We start from the raw sequence: 19,575 nt of genomic DNA, 5'->3' as shown, positions 1-19,575 counted from the left end.
CTGAAGAGTCAAGAGATTATTCATTCGAATCGTCTTCTTTATCTTCCTCACCGAGCGACTTCTCAGTCGTTGTTCCCAGTCAGTGGAGGCGCATTATAGGGAGTTCTCAGAAGGCCGCAACCCCTAATTTCAAATAAATTACTAACCGTTCTTTTTTTCAACAAAACCGCCCATTTTGGGCGAAAAACAAACAAAAAAGAGGCCCAAATTAGCTTTGGGCCTCTTAATTAGGCTTCTAACCGCTAAAAAGCGAATTATTGCCGTGCGACGATATGATCATTTTCAACATCAATCGTGATCGGTTTACCTGGAATTAGCTTGCCGGACAGAATCTGCTGAGCCAGCGGGTTTTCAATTTCCTGCTGAATCGCGCGTTTCAGTGGGCGAGCACCGTAAACCGGGTCAAAACCAGTGTTGCCTAACAGCTCCAGAGCAGCATCGGTCAGGGTGGCGGTATAGCCATGTTCCTCGAGGCGTTTATAGAGACGCCCCAACTGGATTTGCGCAATGTTCTTGATATGCGCGTGGCCCAGCGGATGGAACACGACAACTTCATCTATACGGTTAATGAATTCAGGGCGGAAGTTGTGTGTGACCACTTCCATTACCGATTCTTTCATTTGTGCATAGGTTGCCTGCCCGAAATGCTGCTGGATCAAGTCCGAACCTAGGTTCGACGTCATGATCACCACGGTATTACGGAAATCGACCGTTCTACCCTGCCCGTCGGTTAAGCGGCCATCATCCAGAACCTGCAACAGAATGTTGAAGACATCCGGATGCGCCTTTTCTACTTCATCTAATAAGATGACGGAGTAAGGACGACGGCGAACCGCTTCTGTTAAATAACCACCTTCTTCATAACCGACATAGCCTGGAGGCGCACCCACCAGCCGCGATACGGAGTGTTTCTCCATAAACTCGGACATGTCGATACGCACCATAGCGTCATCACTGTTGAACAGGAAAGTTGCTAAGGCTTTGCAAAGTTCGGTTTTACCGACACCCGTTGGCCCAAGGAACAGGAATGAGCCAATTGGGCGATTCGGGTCGGAAAGCCCTGCACGGCTACGGCGAATGGCGTTGGAAACAGCTTCTACAGCTTCATTCTGGCCAATCACGCGCTGATGCAACTCATCTTCCATGCGCAGCAGTTTTTCACGCTCGCTTTCCAGCATTCTGGCCACCGGAATCCCGGTCCAGCGCGCCAACACATCGGCAATCTCAACATCCGTTACGCGGTTACGCAGCAGCTTCATGGTTTTGCCTTCGGCCTGAGTGGCAGCAGCCAGCTGTTTTTCCAATTCTGGAATTTTGCCGTACTGCAATTCAGACATGCGGCCCAAGTCGCCGACGCGGCGCGCTTGTTCGAGCGTTATCTTGGCTTGTTCAAGCTCGGACTTGATGTTCTGAGTCCCGGTCAGCGAGGCTTTCTCGGCTTTCCACTCTTCATTAAGCTCAGAGAATTCGCGCTCTTTATGATCAAGCTCGGTATTAAGCATCTCCAGACGCTTAACGCTGGCGTCATCTGACTCTTTCTTCAGCGCCTGCTGTTCCAGTTTCAGCTGGATGATACGGCGCTCCAGACGGTCAAGGGCCTCTGGCTTGGAGTCCATCTGCATACGAATGCTGGAAGCCGCTTCGTCAATCAGGTCAATGGCTTTATCGGGCAACTGACGATCCGAAATGTAGCGATGCGACAGGGTCGCGGCCGCCACAATGGCCGGGTCAGTGATCTGCACGTGGTGGTGCAGCTCGTAGCGCTCTTTTAAGCCACGCAAGATGGCGACGGTGTCTTCTACCGACGGCTCGGCCACAAACACTTTCTGGAAACGACGTTCCAGTGCGGCGTCTTTCTCAATAAACTGGCGATACTCATTGAGCGTGGTTGCACCGACACAGTGAAGTTCACCGCGCGCCAACGCAGGTTTGAGCATATTACCGGCATCCATCGCGCCGTCAGCTTTACCCGCGCCAACCATGGTGTGTAATTCATCAATGAATAAGATGACATTACCTTCCTGCTTAGCCAAATCGCTCAGCACGCCTTTCAGACGCTCTTCGAATTCACCGCGATATTTCGCACCGGCCACCAGCGCGCCCATATCTAAAGAAAGCACGCGTTTGTTTTTCAGGCCTTCCGGCACCTCACCATTAATGATGCGCTGGGCCAGGCCTTCGGCAATGGCGGTCTTACCTACACCCGGCTCACCAATCAGAACGGGGTTGTTTTTGGTACGACGCTGCAATACCTGAATGGTGCGGCGAATCTCTTCATCACGCCCAATAACCGGGTCGAGTTTGCCAAGCTCCGCACGCTCGGTCAGATCAATAGTGTATTTTTTCAAAGCCTGACGCTGGTCTTCAGCACCCTGATCATCCACTTTGTCACCACCTCTCATTTGATCTATTGCTGTACTGACTTTTTCAACCGTTGCCCCACTGGCTTTCAACAGATCGGTCAAGCTACCGCGATCTTTAAGAACGGCCAGTACAAAGAGTTCGGATGAAATGAATTTATCTGCGCGTTGCTGCGCTAACTTGTCACAAAGATTTAAAACGCGTACCAGTTCACTGGATGGTTGAACATCACCACCGGTACCTTCAACTTGCGGCAGTCGCCCCAGAGCCTGTTCGACGTCCGTGCGCAGTTTCGGGGTATCAATCCCGGCAGCGGTAAGTAACGGACGAACGGTCCCGCCTTCCTGAGTAAGCAGAGCGCTCATCAGGTGAACAGGTTCGATAAACTGGTTGTCGCGCCCAAGTGCGAGAGACTGGGCGTCGGCGAGGGCAAGCTGGAATTTACTAGTAAGACGATCCAGACGCATAACACCTCCAATACTGAACAAAATTGCTACTGGAGATTAGATGAGGTCAACCCTCACGTTTTCAAGGTTATCTTGCCAGTATAAATTGAGTACAACGTTAGGCGTCCGTGGATCGTCTTGATTCAATAGGTTATATCAGCCAAATTAAACTTGCCAGCCGGCCAGTCGTAACCTCTCTGCGGTAAGAGTAAAATTTTGTGCTGTCGCTTACAGTACAGAACTCCCCACCATAGATGTCAGTCACGCCGCTCGCGCGTAAACGCAAACGAGCCAGTTGGTAGATATCAGCCAAGAATTTTTGCCCTTTAGGCACAAAAGCCTGGGCGGCTAGAGGATCGATTGCCATGAAAGCGTCGCGAACTTCTCCCCCCACTTCAAACTGCTGCGGGCCAATTGCAGGTCCGAGCCAAGCCATAATGTCAGTTGGCACGGCAGCAAATTCAGCCAGGGTATTTTCGAGAATTCCCGCACACAGCCCTCTCCAACCGGCGTGAGCCGCCGCCACTTCATCACCCGACTTGGTGGTGAACAGCACCGGCAGGCAGTCCGCCGTCATTACACAGCAGACGACGCCCGGCTCTTGGGTATAAACCGCGTCGGCAACTAAAGTGATTTCTTGGGAAGTGTTTTGGGTGAGGCGAATAACCTGCGTGCCATGTACCTGCTCCAGCCAGTGCGGGGCGGCGGGAAGTTCGGCAAATTCGATCAGGCGCTGGCGGTTAGTAAGGACTGACTTGGGAACATCACCGACGTGAAGGCCCAAATTTAAAGAGTCGTAAGGAGGCAGGCTAACGCCTCCATGACGCGTTGTGACACAAGACCGCACCGATGCAGGCTGCGGCCATTGGGGCAGAATCAAATCGCGCATTACCAGTTCATCTGATCCTTGAACTCTTCGGTATCAGCCTTGAGTGCATTGATCAAATCGACCATATCTTGTGGCAGTGGCGCATGCCATTCCATCTGGATACCGGTCACTGGGTGGAACAGGCGCAGCATGGTGGCGTGCAGAGCCTGACGATCAAAACCGCGCAGAATGGAGATAAACTCTTCTGACGCACCTTTCGGTGGACGCGGACGGCCGCCGTAAAGCTGATCGCCCACCAGCGGGTGGTTGATATGCGACATGTGCACACGGATCTGGTGAGTACGGCCCGTTTCCAGACGCAGACGCAGACGCGTATGAGCACGGAAATGCTCCATGATGCGGTAATGCGTGGTGGCAGGTTTACCCATTGGGTGAACGGCCATGTGCGTGCGCTTGGTGGAGTGGCGTGAAATAGGCTCATCTACGGTGCCGCCAGCTGTCATCGTACCGATGGCAACGGCTTCATATTCACGGGTGATTTCACGTCTTTGCAGCGCGTCAACCAAGTGAGTTTGTGCAGGAACGGTTTTCGCCACCACCATCAGGCCGGTAGTGTCTTTGTCCAGACGGTGTACGATGCCACAGCGCGGCACGTCCATGATTTCCGGATAGTGATGCAGTAACGCATTCAATACCGTGCCGTCTGGATTCCCCGCGCCGGGATGCACAACCAGATCTCGGGGTTTATTGATAACCAAAATATCGTTATCTTCATAGACGATGTTGAGTGCGATATCTTGTGGCAACCAGCGCGCTTCTTCTTCAATTTGCGCGTCGATTGCGATAGCCTCGCCACCCAACACTTTTTCTTTTGGTTTGGAGACTTTCTTGCCATTGACCAGGACGCGATCTTCCAAAATCCAATCTTTTATGCGAGATCGTGAATAATCAGGGAACAATTCGGCCAAAGCCTGATCTAAACGTTGACCGAGTTGCGATTCGGCCACGGTCGCCGTGAGTTGTACTTGTTGTGCCATATGCTGCTCTTGGGTAACCTTGGGTTTTCACGGCGATGCCGTTTAAAATAATGTGCTATTGTAGCTGGTCTTTGTCGGGAGCTTAACGGACAGTCTCCCAGAATAACACCTGAGGATAATCAAAACGTCATGACGCGTGTGAAATATCTGGTGGCAGCAGCCACGTTGAGCCTGGCGCTGGTCGGTTGCTCCGGTTCCAAAGAAACGGTTCCCGATAACCCACCAAACGTACTTTATGCTACTGCCCAAGAAAAACTGCAGGACGGTAACTTTAAAGGCGCAATTGCTCAATTAGAAGCGTTGGATAACCGCTATCCATTTGGTCCTTATTCGCAGCAAGTGCAGTTGGATCTGATTTACGCTTACTACAAGTCTGCTGATTTACCATTGGCTCAGGCATCAATTGATCGCTTTATGCGTCTGAACCCGACCCATCCAAATATTGATTACGTCATGTATATGCGTGGTCTGACGGATATGGCGCTTGATGACAGTGCGTTACAAGGCTTCTTTGGTGTTGATCGCTCAGACCGCGATCCACAACATGCTCGTGCCGCATTCCGTGATTTCAGCCAGCTGATTCATAGCTACCCGAACAGTCAGTACGCAACAGATGCTAATAAGCGTCTGGTGTTCCTGAAAGATCGTCTAGCCAAATATGAGCTGTCAGTCGTGCAATACTACACTAAACGCGGTGCATACGTCGCCGTTGTTAATCGTGTTGAGCAAATGCTGAAGGATTATCCGGATACCAAAGCAACGCGCGACGCACTTCCAGAAATGGAAAATGCTTATCGTCAGTTGCAGTTGAATGGTCAAGCGGACAAAGTGGCGAAAGTGATTGCGACTAACAGCGCATCTTAATTTCGTAACTGGCATCACAGTCCCAAAAAACGGTAGCTTCGGCTGCCGTTTTTTATGCGCGCTAACTTGATGTTTTTTAAAGCAGAAAGGCAGGAATTCGCGGAATTTCTTTTCAATCGATCCTATCGATAATGCGTCATCTCATCGAAAGTCACAACCCCTATCCGGCAGTTAATTACCTCAGCTCACAGTTTTGTCCGCCTTGACAAAAAGTGACAAAAAAGTGTGATCTTTATCACGTATTTTGTCGCAAAGGCAGGTATGCTGAACCTATCCTAGACGGAAAGACAGAGAGGTAAGTTATATGACACTGAACATTACCAGTAAACAAATGGACATCACCCCAGCAATTCGGGAGCACGTCGAAGACCGTCTAAAAAAACTGGAAAAATGGCAAACTCAATTAATTAACCCACATATTGTTCTTTCAAAAGAACCTCAGGGATTCGTCGCCGACGCGACCATTACTACGGCCAATGGCCCGCTGGTAGCCAGTGCCACCCATGATGATATGTATGCTGCAGTCAATGATTTGATTTCCAAACTTGAACGTCAGCTGAACAAGGCACAACACAAGGGCGAGGCCCGCCGCGCAGAAAGCTGCGTGAAAGAGATAAACCTCGAGCCGCAAGAAGAACCAGAGTGATCTTCAGGCTCCCGCAACATAATCAGCGCGCTCCCCGGAGCGCGTTTTTTATGGCCTCAACCCAGTTTCCCCTCTTCAAGACAAATCACTCTGCAAAACAAATTGTATTGACACAATGAAAAGCCAGCGGTTACTTTAGAGCCATCTTCATTAAGAGAAAACGCTACGCATGAACACCAAACTGTTTTTCTTCGCATTCTTTTTTACCTTCCCCTGATTGGGAGGCGTTTCGTCGTGAAAGAATGAATGCGAAGACGAACAACGAAGCCTCCTGAAAAGGGGGCTTTTTTTATGCTCATAGTTTGGCAAATTCGAAAGAAAGAAAGCACATAAAAAGGGTGAAATAATGACCGAGAATCCATTGCTGGCTCTACGTGAACGCATCAGCGCGCTGGATCTAAAATTACTGGCTTTACTGGCAGAAAGACGCCATCTCGCGGTAGAAGTCGCACAGTCCAAAATGCATTCTCACCGCCCTATCCGTGATAAAGAGCGCGAGAAAGAGTTGATTAACGCGTTGATTCTGGAAGGTAAAAAGCAGGGGCTGGATGGCCATTACATCACTCGCGTTTATCAGCTAATTATTGAAGACTCGGTGCTAACCCAGCAAGCTCTGCTGCAACAGCACCTGAATCAGACCACCTCTGACTCCGCCCGCGTCGCATTCCTCGGCCCGAAAGGCTCTTATTCGCACCTCGCGGCCCGTCAATACGCCGCCCGCCATTTCGAGCAATTCATCGAATGCGGCTGCCTTAAGTTCCAGGACATCTTCACTCAAGTTGAAACCGGCCAGGCCGACTACGCCGTGCTGCCGATTGAGAACACCAGCTCCGGATCTATCAACGACGTGTATGACATTTTGCAGCACACCAGCCTGTCAATTGTTGGCGAGCTGACCAACAATATTGACCACTGCGTGTTAGTGGCGGCGGATACCGACCTGTCGCAGATTCAGACCGTCTACAGCCACCCGCAGCCGTTCCAACAGTGCAGCCAGTTTATCAATCGCTTCCCGCACTGGAAGATTGAGTATTGCGAAAGCACCGCGGCGGCGATGGAAAAAGTGGCAGCTGCTAACTCTCCGCACGTGGCGGCTCTGGGCAGTGAAGCCGGTGGCGCGCTCTACGGCTTGCAGGTGCTGGAGCATAATCTGGCCAACCAGCAGCAAAACATCACTCGCTTCATCGTGCTGGCGCGTAAAGCCATTGAGGTGACGGAGCAGGTCCCTGCTAAAACCACCTTTATTATGGCAACAGGCCAGCAGGCCGGTGCCTTGGTGGAAGCGCTGCTGGTGCTGCGTGAGCACGGTATTATTATGACTAAGCTGGAATCGCGCCCAATCTACGGTAATCCGTGGGAAGAGATGTTTTATATCGACGTGCAGGCCAACTTGCGCTCGGCAGAGATGCAGGCAGCCTTGCTCGGGCTGGGCAAGATCACCCGTTCATTGAAAGTGCTGGGCTGCTATCCAAGCGAAAACGTGGTGGCGGTAAATCCAAACTAACTTTCTATTGCGAGAAAAGTCTCCATACATAGAAAGCAAAAAGGCCATCTCGTTTCCACGAATGGCCTTTTTAATTCAATCAATTATCTGAGAATTCAACGCTTAGCGGCGAATGTCGTTCGCCTGACGCAGTAGCGCCCCACTCTCTTTGAGGAATCGCGGCGCGTAATCACCAAACCAGTTTTCAACCTGCTTAAACTTGTCGATGAAGGCCTGCTTGTCGCCGTTTTCCAGCAGAGATAACGCATCACCAAAACGCTGGTAGTAACGTTTGATCAGCGCCAAATTGCTTTCTGAAGACATAATAATGTCCGCGTAAAGTTGCGGGTCCTGCGCAAACAGTCGGCCAACCATCGCCAGTTCGAGACGGTAAATTGGCGAAGAGAGCGACAGCAACTGCTCTATCTGCACATTCTCTTCCGACAAATGCATGCCGTAAGCGAAAGTAGCGAAGTGGCGCAGCGCCTGAATAAATGCCATGTTCTGGTCATGCTCGACGGCGCTGATTTTATGCAACCGCGCGCCCCACACCTGCAACTGCTCAAGCAGCCACTGGTAAGCCTGCGGCTCACGGCCGTCGCAGTACACCACGACCTGCTTGGCGAGGCTGCCAACATCAGGGCCGAACATTGGGTGCAGACCTAACACCGGACCTTCGTGCGCCGCCAGCATGGCTTGCAGCGGGCGATTTTTGACGGACGCCAAATCAACCAGAATGCAGTCCGCAGGCAGTTTTGGTAAGCGACCAATCACCTCTTCTGTCGAATGAATTGGCACGCTGACAATCACCATTCCGGCATCAGCCAACAGGCTTTCGGCACGCGGCCAATCTTCCTGCTCCAGCACTTTCACCTGATAACCAGACAGTTCGAGCATGCGAGTGAACAGGCGCCCCATCTGGCCTTTACCGCCAACAATCACGATGGGGCGCAGCTCGGGATTCAGGGTTTTAAAGCCTTTATCATTTTCACTGGAATAGGATTCACGCATCACGCGACGCAGCACGTCTTCAATCAAATCAGGGGGAACGCCCAGATTCTGCGCCTCCTGACGGCGCGAAGCGAGCATCGCCGCTTCACGCTCGGGAACATAAATCGGCAAGCCGTAGCGGCTTTTCACTTCACCAACTTCAGCCACCAGATGGAGACGACGAGACAGTAAATCTAATAAAGCCTTGTCGACTTCATCAATCTGATCGCGCAATGCGTTAAGTTCAGCCACCATAAAACCATTATTCTCCTGCGATTCGTGCCGCCAGCGACTCGCCCAATTCCTGATGCATAGTACGCAGCAATGTTTCAGTGGTTTCCCAGTTAATGCAGGCGTCAGTCACGGACACACCGTATTTCATCTCTGAACGCGGCTGCTCGGAAGACTGGTTGCCTTCGTGCAGATTACTTTCCAGCATTAAACCGGTAATAGAACGGTTACCCGCTTTGATTTGATCTATGACCGACTGCGCCACAATCGTCTGGCGACGGTAGTCTTTATTCGAGTTGCCGTGGCTGCAATCTATCATCAAGGAAGGGCGGAGTCCCGCGTCCTGCATCTGTTTTTCACAGGCTTTTACATCTTCGCTGCTGTAGTTCGGGGTTTTGCCGCCGCGCAGAATCACGTGACCATCCGGGTTGCCCTGCGTCTGCAACAAGCAAACCTGACCAGCCTGGTTGATACCGACAAAGCGGTGCGCCATTTCAGCCGCACGCATAGCGTTGATGGCGGTGCCTAAGCTGCCGTCAGTACCATTTTTAAAGCCAACTGGCATGGAAAGGCCGGACGCCATTTCGCGGTGCGTCTGAGATTCCGTGGTACGCGCGCCGATGGCCGACCAGCTGAACAGGTCGCCGAGGTACTGCGGGCTGTTCGGATCCAATGCTTCGGTAGCCAGCGGCAGGCCAATACCCACCAGTTGCAGCAGCAAATCACGGGCAATGTGCAGACCGGCTTCAACATCAAAAGTGCCGTCCATGTGTGGATCGTTGATCAAACCTTTCCAGCCCACGGTGGTACGCGGTTTTTCAAAATAGACGCGCATAACAATGTACAGACGATCGCTCAGCTCAGCCGCCAACGTTTTCAGATGACGCGCGTAATCCAGCGCGGCATCCACGTCGTGAATAGAGCAAGGCCCGCAGACCACCAACAGGCGCGGATCACGTCCATGCACGATATCGGCAATGGTCTTACGCGCTTCGGCGATGTTGGTTTCATCATTAATGCCCAGAGGGAAACGAAGTTTCAGCTCCTCTGGAGTAATAAGGATCTGTTCTGCGCTGATATGTACGTTGTTAAGTGCGTCTTTTTGCATGATGGCTGTCCACGGTCAGATAAGTAGATTGCTGGATATCAGCATGCAGTGACGATAACACAGCGCGAAAAACTTTCAAACCACCGATGTAAACTTTTAATTACCAATATCACCACCATTCAGTCATTACGTAAACATAAGTTTCCATTTATCAATTATGGAGGTCATTGATGTCCGTTTTAATTTCCACACAATAAGCAAACATACTGAAAGCTACATAAATTGAAGAAATTTCGCACAAGCATGGGAGGACGCGAGGCAGGGCTCTGAAAATAAAATAACGCGGGAGAAAATAGAGGGAGTGAGGCCGAGATGCCACCCGCCATCGTCGCCATTAAGGCGACACTGACGGAGTGAGATGCCCCACCCTGAATGCGACAACACTGCGAGGCGGGTTGGCTGGAAGCCGTCTTAGAGGTTACGTTCGAGGGTGATGAACACTTGGCCTAAGGCTTTCACATCGTCGACATTACAGTCGAAGGTGGTGGCCTGACTGGTGATTTTTAAACGGTTTCCGGGCAAACGCGCCACGTCATACACGTCAACATCGCCATCGATATCAAGCAGCCAGCGGCCATTGCCGATATTGGCGCTGCCTAAATCGATGATCCAAGAGTGATTGCCTTTAACCAGATAGGTCGGCTTTTCCACGGAAGCGTCCACCAGCGAGCTATCAACCGCCCACAGGCCCTCGTCTTCCAACGCGCCGCCGCGCAATCTCAATTTTGCAAGTTTAGTGATGGCGTCGCCCGACTGTTGCGCATTCGGCTGATTGTCATGCATATCGCCCTTGCCCGTCGCCAGCCAACGCAAAGAAACGCCGGTGTCGATAGCGCAAGCCACCACCACATCACCGGGGAAATAATCTCTTCTTACCCAAGTACTTATCGTACCCGAGGAGAGACCATACAAGTCACCTAACTCTTTTTGCATGCTGAAACCGTATGCCTGTAGCATCCGTCCCAGCACGGCTTTACCACCTTCGAGTTCATCCAGCCGCATCTCGCAAAAACCTCTCAAACTTTAAAAACCATCTTGACGACTTGCAAAATCAAGTTTAAATTTCATCTATAGCCTGAAATTGGACGCGTAATGATAACAAATTTCGCGCCAAGGCGATCATTATCTATTCATTCTCAACTTCCAAACCGTGAAAACTGGGAGGAAACCATGTTTATGGGCAGCAAAACCCAGCGTGAACAAGGATTACATCACCTTGAAATGATTAAAAAACGGCATTTCCACACCACGGGCAATCAGATGCAGACGCTATTTGATAACGCGCCGGAAGAGTGGAAAAGAACCCTGTGTTTCCTCGCGGGATTGAAGGTCAGGCATGTCAGCATGACTTTTGAACAGCTCTCTCCCGGTGAAAAACAGTCAGTGATTGACGCCGTGCTGGCGATTAAGCAGTTCGGCAGCAGGCTGAATAATCTCTTCAGGTAAGTCTAGAAACTCGCTCTCCACCTTTAACTCAACAATGACGTGTAACCCGTCGGGCCTCCCATTAGCTAAAACCGGAGTCTGGCGGCTGACGATTTATAAGGAAAACACCATGCCCGATTGGATAGACGATGCGCAAGAGTGGCAGGCCAAAGTGCTCGATGCCCAGATTGCGCAGGCGAAAACGCCGGTACGCCAAGCTTCCGCCTTCTTTTGTGAGGATTGCGCCGAAGAGATACCTGAGCCGCGACGACGATTAATTATCGGCGTGCAGCGCTGTATACATTGCCAGGAAATTGTTGAAAAGAATGCCCGGCATTTTCGACACCCTTAATTGGACATCTGCCCTATGCATCACCTTCATAGCGGGCGTTTCGCCCCTACGCCACCGCCGCGTTTTTCCCCACCCGCCGCCGCGCCCTTTGTCGGCCAGTGGTGGTGGAATGCGCCGCGTAAGGCGATCACTCGCGAAGTTTCCGCGCCAATCTATCAGGTAGATAGCCAAGCCCAGGCGGCGCTGAGCCAGCTTCTCGCACTGCCCGCCTGCCTGCGCTTTCCATTGCAACAGCGCTACCAGCACCTGTTAGATGATGAAGGCAGGCAGAAGGCAAATGCCTTTCTCAAGCAGACATTTGCCCAGCGGCTGTGGCCAAGGGTGCAAAAAGTCACGGGGAAGAATCAACTCAAACGGCAAATTTCGCTGCGCTTTCTGGCCGAAGAAGAGACATATAACCGCCTCCCCGATCTGAATGAAAAACAGCTGAAAAGTCTGGCGTGGCGAGTGGCCGCTCACTGTCACGAAGCTTATGAACACCTGTGCGACCGACAACTTGCGCTGACAAGCTCTCCGGAGGATTTGCTCAGCGATGCCACGCAAAACCAACTCTATTCAATAGTCGCTGGCATGGCGCGCGCCTTAAACGTCACGCCTTTATACTGGTCGCGTTTCAGTGAGGGCAAGCTGGATGCTCGGTCAGCCGTCGCCAGCTTGTCGCGGCTGGTGAATGCCGACTGGTGGCGACGCCAGCTACTTGCTCAACAGGCGCGCTGGCGCGAGGCGTTGATGATTGCCGGAGGTTATGTCAACCGCCGCGTCTCGGCCTATGTCAGCAAAAACGCCCAGCGCGAGGTGCGCTCGCGCCGCCTTTCGATGATTAATTACCTCAAGCAAAACGATTTGCAGAACCAGCAGACCGGCGAGCGCATCAATATGCTGGAGACGGTTATGTCGAGCATTGCTAACCCGGCCATTCGCCGGATGGAGCTGATGACGCTGATTGCCGGAGTCGAGCAGGTCGCCAGCGATCAGGGCGATCGCGGCCTGTTTATCACCCTGACCACGCCGTCGAAATACCACCCTACTCGCATGTTCAACGGCCATGTGAATTTCAACGGCCGCTGGGATGAGCAGGCTTTTTCGCCGAAAGAGGCCCAGCGCTATCTGGTCGCCGTGTGGGCGAAAGTCCGCACGGCGTTCAAAGATAAAAACATCAAAATCTACGGCGTCCGGGTGGTAGAGCCGCACCACGACGGCACGCCGCACTGGCATCTGATGCTGTTTACCGCGCCGAGCCAGCAACAAACCGCCATCGACATTATGCGCCGCTACGCCTTGCAGGAAGAGGGCGACGAGCCGGGCGCAGCTAAAAACCGTTTCGACTGTAAGCCGCTGAATCGCGGCGGCGCGGCGGCTTACATCGCTAAATACATCTCGAAAAATATCGACGGCTACGCGCTGGATGGCGAAGTAGATTTCGACTCCGGCAAGCCGCTGAAAGAGAGCGCCGCCGCCGTCACCGCCTGGGCGTCCACTTGGCGCATCCCGCAATTTCACCCCATCGGACTGCCCTCGGTGGGTACTTACCGCGAGTGTCGGCGCATTCGCGGCGTCAGTCTGGAAAACAGCTTCGATCGCCGAGTGGAAGAGGTGCGCCACGCCGCCGACTGCGGCGACTACGCGGGCTACATTCACTCGCAGGGCGGCACCAATGTTCCGCGCCACCAGCAAACGGTGCGCGTTGCCCGCCAACCCCGCGGGCGTTTCAATTGTTACGCCGAAGAGCAGAAAGAGGTGGTCGGCATCTATGCTCCGCATCTGGGCGAAGATCATTGCTACCAGACACGTTCCAGCCGCTGGCGGGTGGTTCGCCGTGAGCCAAATAGCGAAAGAGTTTCCACCGATAAAGATATTCCTATGCCTTGGAGTTCTGTCATTAACTGTGGAAATGCTTATGTATTAAAGGAGCAGCAAACCACTGGTAAGCCGTCAAAAACGCCGGTTAATGGCTGGGATTCTTTAAAGATGAAAAATGAGTATCGGCGCAAAGAAATAACACTAAATCAATCAATTAGTGCATTTCAAAGACACACAGTATTGACGTGATCCTTTAATTAAATAATACTGTATATAAACACAGTGAATGAAGGGCCGCACGGTGGAAAACCTAAATAAACAACAATTAATACTCTCGCGTATTCAGGTCATTGCCGACATCTCGCAGACGGCGCAATGCAATTCGCAAGAGTTCCTTATTGTCATGTCGTTGATTTCAGAACTGGCGAGTCAGGCCCTGCCTGATAACCATAATGAAACCTTGCTGTGCAATGTGGATGACGATCCCGGTCGCAAAAATCCATAACGCAAAGAGTCAGGCGCTTACGCCACCTTGTTTCGGTTCGCCGAAAGTTGGCTAAGCGCGCCTGCTTTCACCCTGTTGTTTCGCGTCTCCTCCTGTTGCTCCACTCTCCTTAAAAAACGTCTCGCCCCTCGCCCCACTCTCTGTTGTGCCATCAGGTTCACAACCGCGCCTCGTTGCGCCCATAAGCTACATTCCAGACACTAACTACTCCTACCAGCTCATCTACACAAAACCGGAAAACCATCATGAAACTTTATGCACAACAAGGGGATACCGTTGATTCGATGTGCTGGCGCGTTTATGGCCGCACCGCCTCAATGGTGGAAAAAGTCTACAGCCTGAACAAAGGCATTGCGGATTTTGGCCCCATCCTGCCCCACGGCACCCCGGTCGAGATGCCGGATCAGGTGGAGAAGTCAGTCAAAGAGTCCATCAGATTATGGGACTAACCGCCGAACGCGTGGCTTCGGCCTGCGCTTACCTCATCGCGACGTTCATGGCCTGGCTGGGTGGGCTGTCGCTGGAGGATATCGCCTTTCTGGTCGGCTCCGGCGTCGGCATCGGTACCTTTTTAGTCAACTGGTACTACCGGCGAAAAAGCTATCTGCTGCTGGCCCGAAGCGGGCTGAGTAAGGAGAAATATGAACGCCTCAATTCTTAAAAAATGCAGCGCCGCCGTGGTTCTCGGGCTGATGTTTCTGCTGCCGGGCTACTTGTCTATCTCTACCTCGGTCGAGGGGCTGAAGCTGATTGCCGATTTCGAAGGCTGCCAGTTATCGCCTTACCAATGCAGCGCCGGGGTCTGGACCAGCGGTATTGGTCACACGGCGGGCGTGGCGCCCACCGGGCAGATAACCGAGCAGCAGGCCGCCGAAAACCTGCTGGCGGATATCAAAAATGTCGAAAAAGGCCTGCAAGCCTGCATGCCGGTGGAAATGCCGCAAGCGGTGTATGACGCCGTGGTGGCGTTTACCTTCAACGTGGGCGTGCGCGCCTCGTGCAACTCGACGCTGGCGTTTTTCATCAAAAAACATCAGTGGCGCGATGCCTGCGAGCAGCTGCCGCGCTGGGTGTTTGTCAACGGCGTGCGCACCGCCGGGCTTGAACGCCGCAGAGCCGCAGAACGGGCTTTGTGCCTGAAAGGAGCCTGATATGCGCGTGCTGTTTATCGCCCTTTTCGTCTTGGGTCTGGCGCTGCTGGGGATGATTGTTTACAGCCACGGATTGCAACGCGACAAGCACGAACTGACCCAAAGCCGCGACGCGCTGGCCCAGCAGCTCAGCCAGCGCGACCAGCTGATCGCTGAACTCAACCAGCAGATGCAAACCCGTGAACAGGCTGAGGCCACGCTGCGCGATGCGTTAGCGCAGGCCAACGGGCTGGTTTGGCAACGAGAACAACTTTTTCAGAGGAGCCGCAATGATGATCCCTTGGTTAAAACCTGGGCTGATAGTGTTCTGCCCGCTGCTGTTAGCCAGCTGCACCAGCGCCCCGCCTTCAGCTCCGCCACAGATTATTTACATTGGCTGTCCGCCAGTCAGCGCCTGCCAGATACCCGCCAGCCATCCCAAAAATAACGGCGATTTGAGCGCCGACGTCCGTCAACTTGAAGCCGCGCTGCTCTCATGCGGCCTACAGGTCGACGCCATTAAACAGTGTCAGGAGACTTATCGTGTTAAAACCCAAGCAACTTCAACAGCGGCTGATTGAGCAAATCCCCGAGCTGGGCGCGCATCCAGAGATCTTAAAAGTGACCACAGGTCCGGGGAGCGTGGTGGCCACGCCGGCGCCCTCCCTCTCCTTTGAATATCACTATCCCTTAACGCTGACCGTCACCACGGCGGACCTCAGCGAATCCCTTGCCGACCCTATCGTGGTCGAGGTGCTGGACTGGCTGACCGTCAACCAGCCGGAAGTGATGAGCAACAGCGCGCGGCGGCTGACGGACTTCACCTTCAGCCAGTTGGCCGACACATTAACCCTGACGCTGCAACTCACCGAGCGCGTGCAGGTGAAGGACGCCGACGGCGTGCGCACCATCACCCACTTGCCCGAGCCGCCGCTGCCGGAAAACAACGCGCGACCGCGCCAGGTTTACCTCAATGGCGAGCTGATCAGCCAATGGGCTGAGTAACCTTTTCGGCTACCGCTCGTTGTGCCACGGCCCGCCGGACGGTCTCCGATTGTCGACTTCCCTCGTTAAACGGCATCCTTAATCCCATGAACACATACACACAAATCAACGACATGATGCGGCTGATCAACAACCTGATACGTATCGGCAATGTCAGCGCGGTCGACCTCGAGAATGCGCGCTGCCGCGTCGCCAGCGGCGATAACACCACAGCCTGGCTACCGTGGCTGACCAGCCGCGCGGGCAAGAGCCGCAGTTGGTGGGCGCCCTCGGTGGGCGAGCAGGTGCTGCTGCTGTCGATGGGCGGCGAGCTGAACACGGCTTTCGTGCTGCCCGCGATTTTCTCCGACGCCAACCCGGCCCCTTCGGCCTCTGCCGACGCGGTTCACCTCAGTTTCCCGGACGGCGCGGTTATCGAGTATGAACCGGCAACCAGCGCTCTGACCGTGGTCGGCGTGAAAACCGCCACCCTGAGCGCGGCGGAGAAAGTGACAGTCACCGCGCCGCAGATTGAATGCCACGCCAGCACTCGCATCACCCTCGACAGCCCGGAAGTGGTCTGCACCCACAAGCTCACCACCGGTTCGCTCGAGGTGCAACAGGGCGGCAGCATGACCGGCGATATCAGCCACAGCGGCGGTAGCCTGACCTCTAACGGCATCGCCTTACACACCCACCGCCACGGCGGCGTTCAGACCGGCGGCGGCCAAACCGGAGGACCGCAATGAGTGAAGCTAAATATCTCGGCATGGCTCGCGACACGGGACTGGAGATTGAAGATCTCGACCACATTCGCCAGTCGGTGAGCGACATTTTACAGACCCCGATTGGGTCACGAGTGATGCGCCGCGAGTACGGCTCATTGCTTTCCGAACTCATCGACCAACCGCAAAACGACGCGCTGCGCCTGCAAATCATGGCGGTTTGCTACACCGCGTTGTTGCAGTGGGAGCCGAGAGTTTCGCTGACTTCCATCACCTTTAATGCCGACTACAACGGCAAGATGGTGGTGGATATGACCGGCAGCCGTAGCGATACGGACACCGAATTTTCCCTGAGTATTCCTGTGAGCTGAGACTATGGCGACTATCGATTTGAGCCAGTTACCCGCCCCCAACGTGGTGGAGCAACTGGACTATGAAAGCTTATTTGCAGAACGTAAATCTACGCTGATTTCGCTCTATCCGCCCGAACAGCAGGAGGCGATTAGCCGCACCCTGTCGCTGGAATCCGAGCCGTTGGTCAAGCTGTTACAGGAGAACGCCTACCGCGAAGTGATCCTGCGCCAGCGTGTTAACGAAGCCGCGCGCGCCGTGATGGTGGCCTACGCCACCGGCAGCGATTTGGACCAGCTGGCGGCCAATAATGGCGTGCAGCGTCTGGTGCTCAAACCCGCCGACAGCACCACCATTCCCCCTACTGACGCCGTAATGGAAAGCGACAGCGATCTGCGTATGCGCATCCCGCAAGCCTTCGAGGGGCTGAGCGTCGCGGGGCCGAGTGGTGCTTACGAGTATCATGGGCGTTCAGCCGATGGCAGAGTCGCGGATATTTCGGTCATCAGCCCGACGCCAGCCAATGTCACCATTTCGGTCCTTTCTAGAGAAGCTAATGGTGTGGCACCGGAAGACCTGTTGGTGAAGGTGCGTAATGCACTTAATGACGAAAATGTTCGGCCCATCGCTGATCGCGTCCTGGTTCAGTCCGCGAGCGTGGTTTCTTATGAAATTGATGCGACGCTATTCCTCTATCCAGGCCCTGAATCTGAACCTATCACCCAAGCGGCCGAAGAGAAGCTAAAAGCCTATATCAGTGCGCAGCACCGGCTAGGGCGCGATATTCGCTTATCCGCTATCTACGCGGCATTGCACGTTGAAGGCGTTCAACGTGTAGAACTCGCTAAACCGCAAGTAGATATCGTCTTGGATAAAACCCAAGCCTCTTTCTGCACACATTACGCCATCGCGGTGGGAGGTTCGGATGAATGAATCGCTTCTACCGACCGGTTCCTCAAAGCTTGAGCGAGCCGCCGCGGAAGCCTGCGCTCAACTGGCAAATGTCAGGGTTCCCTTAAAAACGCTTTGGAACCCGCAAACCTGTCCGCCGCCCTTTCTTCCCTATCTTGCTTGGGCACTATCAGTTGATCGTTGGGATAGTGAATGGCCAACCGCGACTAAGCGCAGCGTGATTCAGAAGGCGTGGTTCATTCATCAGCACAAAGGAACGATTAGCGCAGTCCGTCGCGTCGTCGAGCCATTGGGATATGTCATTAATATCACCGAGTGGTGGGAGACAAATGACCCTCCGGGCACGTTCCGCCTTGATATTGGCGTACTGGAAACCGGCATTGATGAAGCAATGTATGAAGAAATGGAACGCCTGATTGATGACGCTAAACCGGCCAGCCGCCACCTGATTGGTTTGACCATCACGCAAGATATTCCTGGCACGATTTATATGGCAGCAGCGGCATATGACGCAGAAGTGCTGACCGTTTACCCGAACTGATAAGGATACTTATGAGCAAATTTAAATCAGTCGTTACCACTCTTGGGCAAACGCTTATTGCTGCTGCTATTGAGAGTGGTAAAGACATCAATATCTCCCATATGGCTGTCGGCGACGGTAACGGCTCTCCAACAGAGCCTTCTGTTGAGCAAACGGCACTCGTCCATGAAACCTATCGACTGTTACTCAATTCAATCAAAGTCGATAATAAAAATGCAAATTGGATCATCGCTGAGGCCATTATTCCTGCCAGCGTCGGCGGTTTTTGGATGCGCGAAATGGGGCTGTTTTCTGATCAAGGAGAGCTGATCGCAGTTAGCAATATGGCTGACAGCTATAAGCCAACCCTTGAAGAAGGTTCAGGCCGAACGCAAACACTGCGCATGGTTATCACAGTCACAGACACTGAGGCTGTGAGCCTGAGTATTGATGACACATTGATTATTGCCACAGAGGAATACGTCAATAATCTGCTTGCTGAGCACGAAGCCTCTCGCCGCCACCCTGATGGCACCCTCACAGATAAAGGTTTTGTGCAGCTAAACAGCGCGGTTGATAGTAATAGTGAAACCTTAGCTGCAACACCTAAAGCGGTGAAGGCTGCAAATGATAATGCTAATGGTCGACTGCCTTCAGGTGGAACAGCAGTCGCCGCTAATAAACTCGCTGCTGCAAGAAATATTGCCGGAGTTGCCTTTGATGGGACAGCGGATATTAGTATCACAGCAGCAAATGTCGGTGCATTACCTACTGGCGGCACAGCAGTTGCGGCTAATAAACTCGCCACTGCAAGAAATATTGCCGGAGTTGCCTTTGATGGGACAGCCGATATTAGTATCACAGCAGCAAATGTCG

At 53.2% G+C, this 19,575-nt stretch carries 23 protein-coding genes, 1 pseudogene and 1 other annotated feature; of the genes and pseudogenes, 18 read left to right on the top strand and 6 right to left on the bottom strand.

The window, feature by feature from the left end; all coding sequences use genetic code 11:
• Window positions 1-254: 254 nt before the first annotated feature.
• From clpB to rluD, 3 genes are all read right to left on the bottom strand, one after another.
• Complete coding sequence (gene clpB, locus SBO83_RS20765) at window positions 255-2,828, bottom strand: ATP-dependent chaperone ClpB (protein WP_396132785.1); 2,574 nt, start codon at window positions 2,826-2,828, stop codon at window positions 255-257.
• A 130-nt stretch (window positions 2,829-2,958) separates the two neighbouring features.
• Entirely contained in the window at window positions 2,959-3,696 is a 738-nt protein-coding gene (yfiH, locus tag SBO83_RS20760; RefSeq protein WP_396132784.1) for a purine nucleoside phosphorylase YfiH, read from the bottom strand.
• Window positions 3,696-4,673 (bottom strand): 23S rRNA pseudouridine(1911/1915/1917) synthase RluD, encoded by a 978-nt coding sequence (rluD, locus tag SBO83_RS20755; protein ID WP_353501104.1) that lies wholly within the window; start codon window positions 4,671-4,673, stop codon window positions 3,696-3,698. Before rluD ends, yfiH begins: the two co-directional genes overlap by 1 nt.
• A gap of 129 nt (window positions 4,674-4,802) precedes the next feature.
• Between rluD and bamD the strand changes: the two genes are divergently transcribed.
• The 3 genes from bamD to pheA all read left to right on the top strand — a co-directional run bounded on the left by bamD (window position 4,803) and on the right by pheA (window position 7,687).
• On the top strand, window positions 4,803-5,537 hold the full coding sequence (bamD, locus tag SBO83_RS20750) for an outer membrane protein assembly factor BamD (RefSeq protein WP_353501103.1): 735 nt from the start codon (window positions 4,803-4,805) through the stop codon (window positions 5,535-5,537).
• A 304-nt stretch (window positions 5,538-5,841) separates the two neighbouring features.
• Window positions 5,842-6,183: a ribosome-associated translation inhibitor RaiA gene (gene raiA, locus SBO83_RS20745; RefSeq protein ID WP_353501102.1), complete on the top strand. Its 342-nt coding sequence runs from the start codon at window positions 5,842-5,844 to the stop codon at window positions 6,181-6,183.
• A gap of 168 nt (window positions 6,184-6,351) precedes the next feature.
• Window positions 6,352-6,476 (top strand) — a sequence feature (Phe leader region).
• 53 nt (window positions 6,477-6,529) lie between these two features.
• Window positions 6,530-7,687, top strand: coding sequence for a bifunctional chorismate mutase/prephenate dehydratase (gene pheA / locus SBO83_RS20740; RefSeq protein WP_353501101.1), 1,158 nt, complete (start codon window positions 6,530-6,532; stop codon window positions 7,685-7,687).
• Window positions 7,688-7,789: 102 nt separating this feature from the next.
• Here pheA and tyrA read toward each other — a convergent pair whose 3' ends face one another.
• The 3 genes from tyrA to SBO83_RS20725 all read right to left on the bottom strand — a co-directional run bounded on the left by tyrA (window position 7,790) and on the right by SBO83_RS20725 (window position 10,997).
• Window positions 7,790-8,911, bottom strand: a complete 1,122-nt coding sequence (gene tyrA / locus SBO83_RS20735; RefSeq protein WP_396132783.1) for a bifunctional chorismate mutase/prephenate dehydrogenase — start codon at window positions 8,909-8,911, stop codon at window positions 7,790-7,792.
• A gap of 7 nt (window positions 8,912-8,918) precedes the next feature.
• Window positions 8,919-9,995 carry a 3-deoxy-7-phosphoheptulonate synthase gene (locus SBO83_RS20730; RefSeq protein ID WP_034787741.1) on the bottom strand — a complete coding sequence of 359 codons (1,077 nt, stop codon included), beginning with the start codon at window positions 9,993-9,995 and terminating at the stop codon, window positions 8,919-8,921.
• A 411-nt stretch (window positions 9,996-10,406) separates the two neighbouring features.
• Complete coding sequence (locus tag SBO83_RS20725) at window positions 10,407-10,997, bottom strand: phage repressor protein CI (RefSeq protein WP_100938270.1); 591 nt, start codon at window positions 10,995-10,997, stop codon at window positions 10,407-10,409.
• A 174-nt stretch (window positions 10,998-11,171) separates the two neighbouring features.
• On the opposite strand from SBO83_RS20725, the gene SBO83_RS20720 reads away from it, so the two are divergent.
• The 15 genes and pseudogenes from SBO83_RS20720 to SBO83_RS21430 form a co-directional block, all read left to right on the top strand.
• Window positions 11,172-11,441, top strand: coding sequence for a hypothetical protein (locus tag SBO83_RS20720; protein WP_396132782.1), 270 nt, complete (start codon window positions 11,172-11,174; stop codon window positions 11,439-11,441).
• 109 nt (window positions 11,442-11,550) lie between these two features.
• Window positions 11,551-11,772, top strand: a complete 222-nt coding sequence (locus SBO83_RS20715) for a TraR/DksA C4-type zinc finger protein (RefSeq protein ID WP_396132781.1) — start codon at window positions 11,551-11,553, stop codon at window positions 11,770-11,772.
• A 15-nt stretch (window positions 11,773-11,787) separates the two neighbouring features.
• Window positions 11,788-13,821 carry a replication endonuclease gene (locus tag SBO83_RS20710; protein ID WP_396132780.1) on the top strand — a complete coding sequence of 678 codons (2,034 nt, stop codon included), beginning with the start codon at window positions 11,788-11,790 and terminating at the stop codon, window positions 13,819-13,821.
• 52 nt (window positions 13,822-13,873) lie between these two features.
• Entirely contained in the window at window positions 13,874-14,077 is a 204-nt protein-coding gene (locus SBO83_RS20705) for a hypothetical protein (RefSeq protein WP_034787755.1), read from the top strand.
• A gap of 245 nt (window positions 14,078-14,322) precedes the next feature.
• Complete coding sequence (locus SBO83_RS20700; RefSeq protein WP_353501096.1) at window positions 14,323-14,526, top strand: tail protein X; 204 nt, start codon at window positions 14,323-14,325, stop codon at window positions 14,524-14,526.
• Window positions 14,517-14,738: an HP1 family phage holin gene (locus SBO83_RS20695; protein WP_353501095.1), complete on the top strand. Its 222-nt coding sequence runs from the start codon at window positions 14,517-14,519 to the stop codon at window positions 14,736-14,738. The genes SBO83_RS20700 and SBO83_RS20695 overlap by 10 nt, the downstream gene beginning before the upstream one ends.
• Entirely contained in the window at window positions 14,719-15,228 is a 510-nt protein-coding gene (locus SBO83_RS20690; protein ID WP_396132779.1) for a glycoside hydrolase family protein, read from the top strand. Before SBO83_RS20695 ends, SBO83_RS20690 begins: the two co-directional genes overlap by 20 nt.
• Window position 15,229: 1 nt before the next feature.
• On the top strand, window positions 15,230-15,655 hold the full coding sequence (gene lysB, locus SBO83_RS20685) for an Rz-like lysis system protein LysB (protein ID WP_396132778.1): 426 nt from the start codon (window positions 15,230-15,232) through the stop codon (window positions 15,653-15,655).
• Window positions 15,543-15,788 carry an Rz1-like lysis system protein LysC gene (lysC, locus tag SBO83_RS20680; protein WP_396132786.1) on the top strand — a complete coding sequence of 82 codons (246 nt, stop codon included), beginning with the start codon at window positions 15,543-15,545 and terminating at the stop codon, window positions 15,786-15,788. The genes lysB and lysC overlap by 113 nt, the downstream gene beginning before the upstream one ends.
• Entirely contained in the window at window positions 15,751-16,212 is a 462-nt protein-coding gene (locus SBO83_RS20675) for a phage tail protein (RefSeq protein WP_396132777.1), read from the top strand. Before lysC ends, SBO83_RS20675 begins: the two co-directional genes overlap by 38 nt.
• 86 nt (window positions 16,213-16,298) lie before the next feature.
• Entirely contained in the window at window positions 16,299-16,940 is a 642-nt protein-coding gene (locus SBO83_RS20670) for a phage baseplate assembly protein V (protein ID WP_396132776.1), read from the top strand.
• Entirely contained in the window at window positions 16,937-17,287 is a 351-nt protein-coding gene (locus SBO83_RS20665) for a GPW/gp25 family protein (protein ID WP_396132775.1), read from the top strand. The genes SBO83_RS20670 and SBO83_RS20665 overlap by 4 nt, the downstream gene beginning before the upstream one ends.
• A gap of 4 nt (window positions 17,288-17,291) precedes the next feature.
• On the top strand, window positions 17,292-18,200 hold the full coding sequence (locus SBO83_RS20660; protein WP_396132774.1) for a baseplate assembly protein: 909 nt from the start codon (window positions 17,292-17,294) through the stop codon (window positions 18,198-18,200).
• Window positions 18,193-18,720, top strand: coding sequence for a phage tail protein I (locus tag SBO83_RS20655; protein ID WP_396132773.1), 528 nt, complete (start codon window positions 18,193-18,195; stop codon window positions 18,718-18,720). Before SBO83_RS20660 ends, SBO83_RS20655 begins: the two co-directional genes overlap by 8 nt.
• An 11-nt stretch (window positions 18,721-18,731) precedes the next feature.
• A pseudogene (locus tag SBO83_RS21430) lies at window positions 18,732-19,349 on the top strand (phage tail protein); the annotation flags it as partial.
• Window positions 19,350-19,575: the final 226 nt, after the last annotated feature.

The organism is Ewingella allii, from assembly GCF_044430645.1.
Classification (GTDB): domain Bacteria; phylum Pseudomonadota; class Gammaproteobacteria; order Enterobacterales; family Enterobacteriaceae; genus Ewingella; species Ewingella allii.
Note: the sequence above shows the minus strand (reverse complement) of the source record. Positions and strands in the feature narration are given on the sequence as shown.

What these genes read in the sequence shown, in the direction of transcription:
- SBO83_RS20670 (WP_396132776.1), top strand. Translation starts at nt 16,299, where the DNA reads ATGAACACATACACACAAATCAACGACATGATGCGGCTGATCAACAAC.
- bamD (WP_353501103.1), top strand. Translation starts at nt 4,803, where the DNA reads ATGACGCGTGTGAAATATCTGGTGGCAGCAGCCACGTTGAGCCTGGCG.
- SBO83_RS20725 (WP_100938270.1), bottom strand. Translation starts at nt 10,997, where the DNA reads ATGCGGCTGGATGAACTCGAAGGTGGTAAAGCCGTGCTGGGACGGATG.
- pheA (WP_353501101.1), top strand. Translation starts at nt 6,530, where the DNA reads ATGACCGAGAATCCATTGCTGGCTCTACGTGAACGCATCAGCGCGCTG.
- raiA (WP_353501102.1), top strand. Translation starts at nt 5,842, where the DNA reads ATGACACTGAACATTACCAGTAAACAAATGGACATCACCCCAGCAATT.
- rluD (WP_353501104.1), bottom strand. Translation starts at nt 4,673, where the DNA reads ATGGCACAACAAGTACAACTCACGGCGACCGTGGCCGAATCGCAACTC.
- clpB (WP_396132785.1), bottom strand. Translation starts at nt 2,828, where the DNA reads ATGCGTCTGGATCGTCTTACTAGTAAATTCCAGCTTGCCCTCGCCGAC.
- lysB (WP_396132778.1), top strand. Translation starts at nt 15,230, where the DNA reads ATGCGCGTGCTGTTTATCGCCCTTTTCGTCTTGGGTCTGGCGCTGCTG.
- SBO83_RS20700 (WP_353501096.1), top strand. Translation starts at nt 14,323, where the DNA reads ATGAAACTTTATGCACAACAAGGGGATACCGTTGATTCGATGTGCTGG.
- SBO83_RS20665 (WP_396132775.1), top strand. Translation starts at nt 16,937, where the DNA reads ATGAGTGAAGCTAAATATCTCGGCATGGCTCGCGACACGGGACTGGAG.
- SBO83_RS20660 (WP_396132774.1), top strand. Translation starts at nt 17,292, where the DNA reads ATGGCGACTATCGATTTGAGCCAGTTACCCGCCCCCAACGTGGTGGAG.
- SBO83_RS20695 (WP_353501095.1), top strand. Translation starts at nt 14,517, where the DNA reads ATGGGACTAACCGCCGAACGCGTGGCTTCGGCCTGCGCTTACCTCATC.
- SBO83_RS20730 (WP_034787741.1), bottom strand. Translation starts at nt 9,995, where the DNA reads ATGCAAAAAGACGCACTTAACAACGTACATATCAGCGCAGAACAGATC.
- SBO83_RS20710 (WP_396132780.1), top strand. Translation starts at nt 11,788, where the DNA reads ATGCATCACCTTCATAGCGGGCGTTTCGCCCCTACGCCACCGCCGCGT.
- SBO83_RS20720 (WP_396132782.1), top strand. Translation starts at nt 11,172, where the DNA reads ATGGGCAGCAAAACCCAGCGTGAACAAGGATTACATCACCTTGAAATG.
- tyrA (WP_396132783.1), bottom strand. Translation starts at nt 8,911, where the DNA reads ATGGTGGCTGAACTTAACGCATTGCGCGATCAGATTGATGAAGTCGAC.
- SBO83_RS20715 (WP_396132781.1), top strand. Translation starts at nt 11,551, where the DNA reads ATGCCCGATTGGATAGACGATGCGCAAGAGTGGCAGGCCAAAGTGCTC.
- SBO83_RS20690 (WP_396132779.1), top strand. Translation starts at nt 14,719, where the DNA reads ATGAACGCCTCAATTCTTAAAAAATGCAGCGCCGCCGTGGTTCTCGGG.
- yfiH (WP_396132784.1), bottom strand. Translation starts at nt 3,696, where the DNA reads ATGCGCGATTTGATTCTGCCCCAATGGCCGCAGCCTGCATCGGTGCGG.
- SBO83_RS20655 (WP_396132773.1), top strand. Translation starts at nt 18,193, where the DNA reads ATGAATGAATCGCTTCTACCGACCGGTTCCTCAAAGCTTGAGCGAGCC.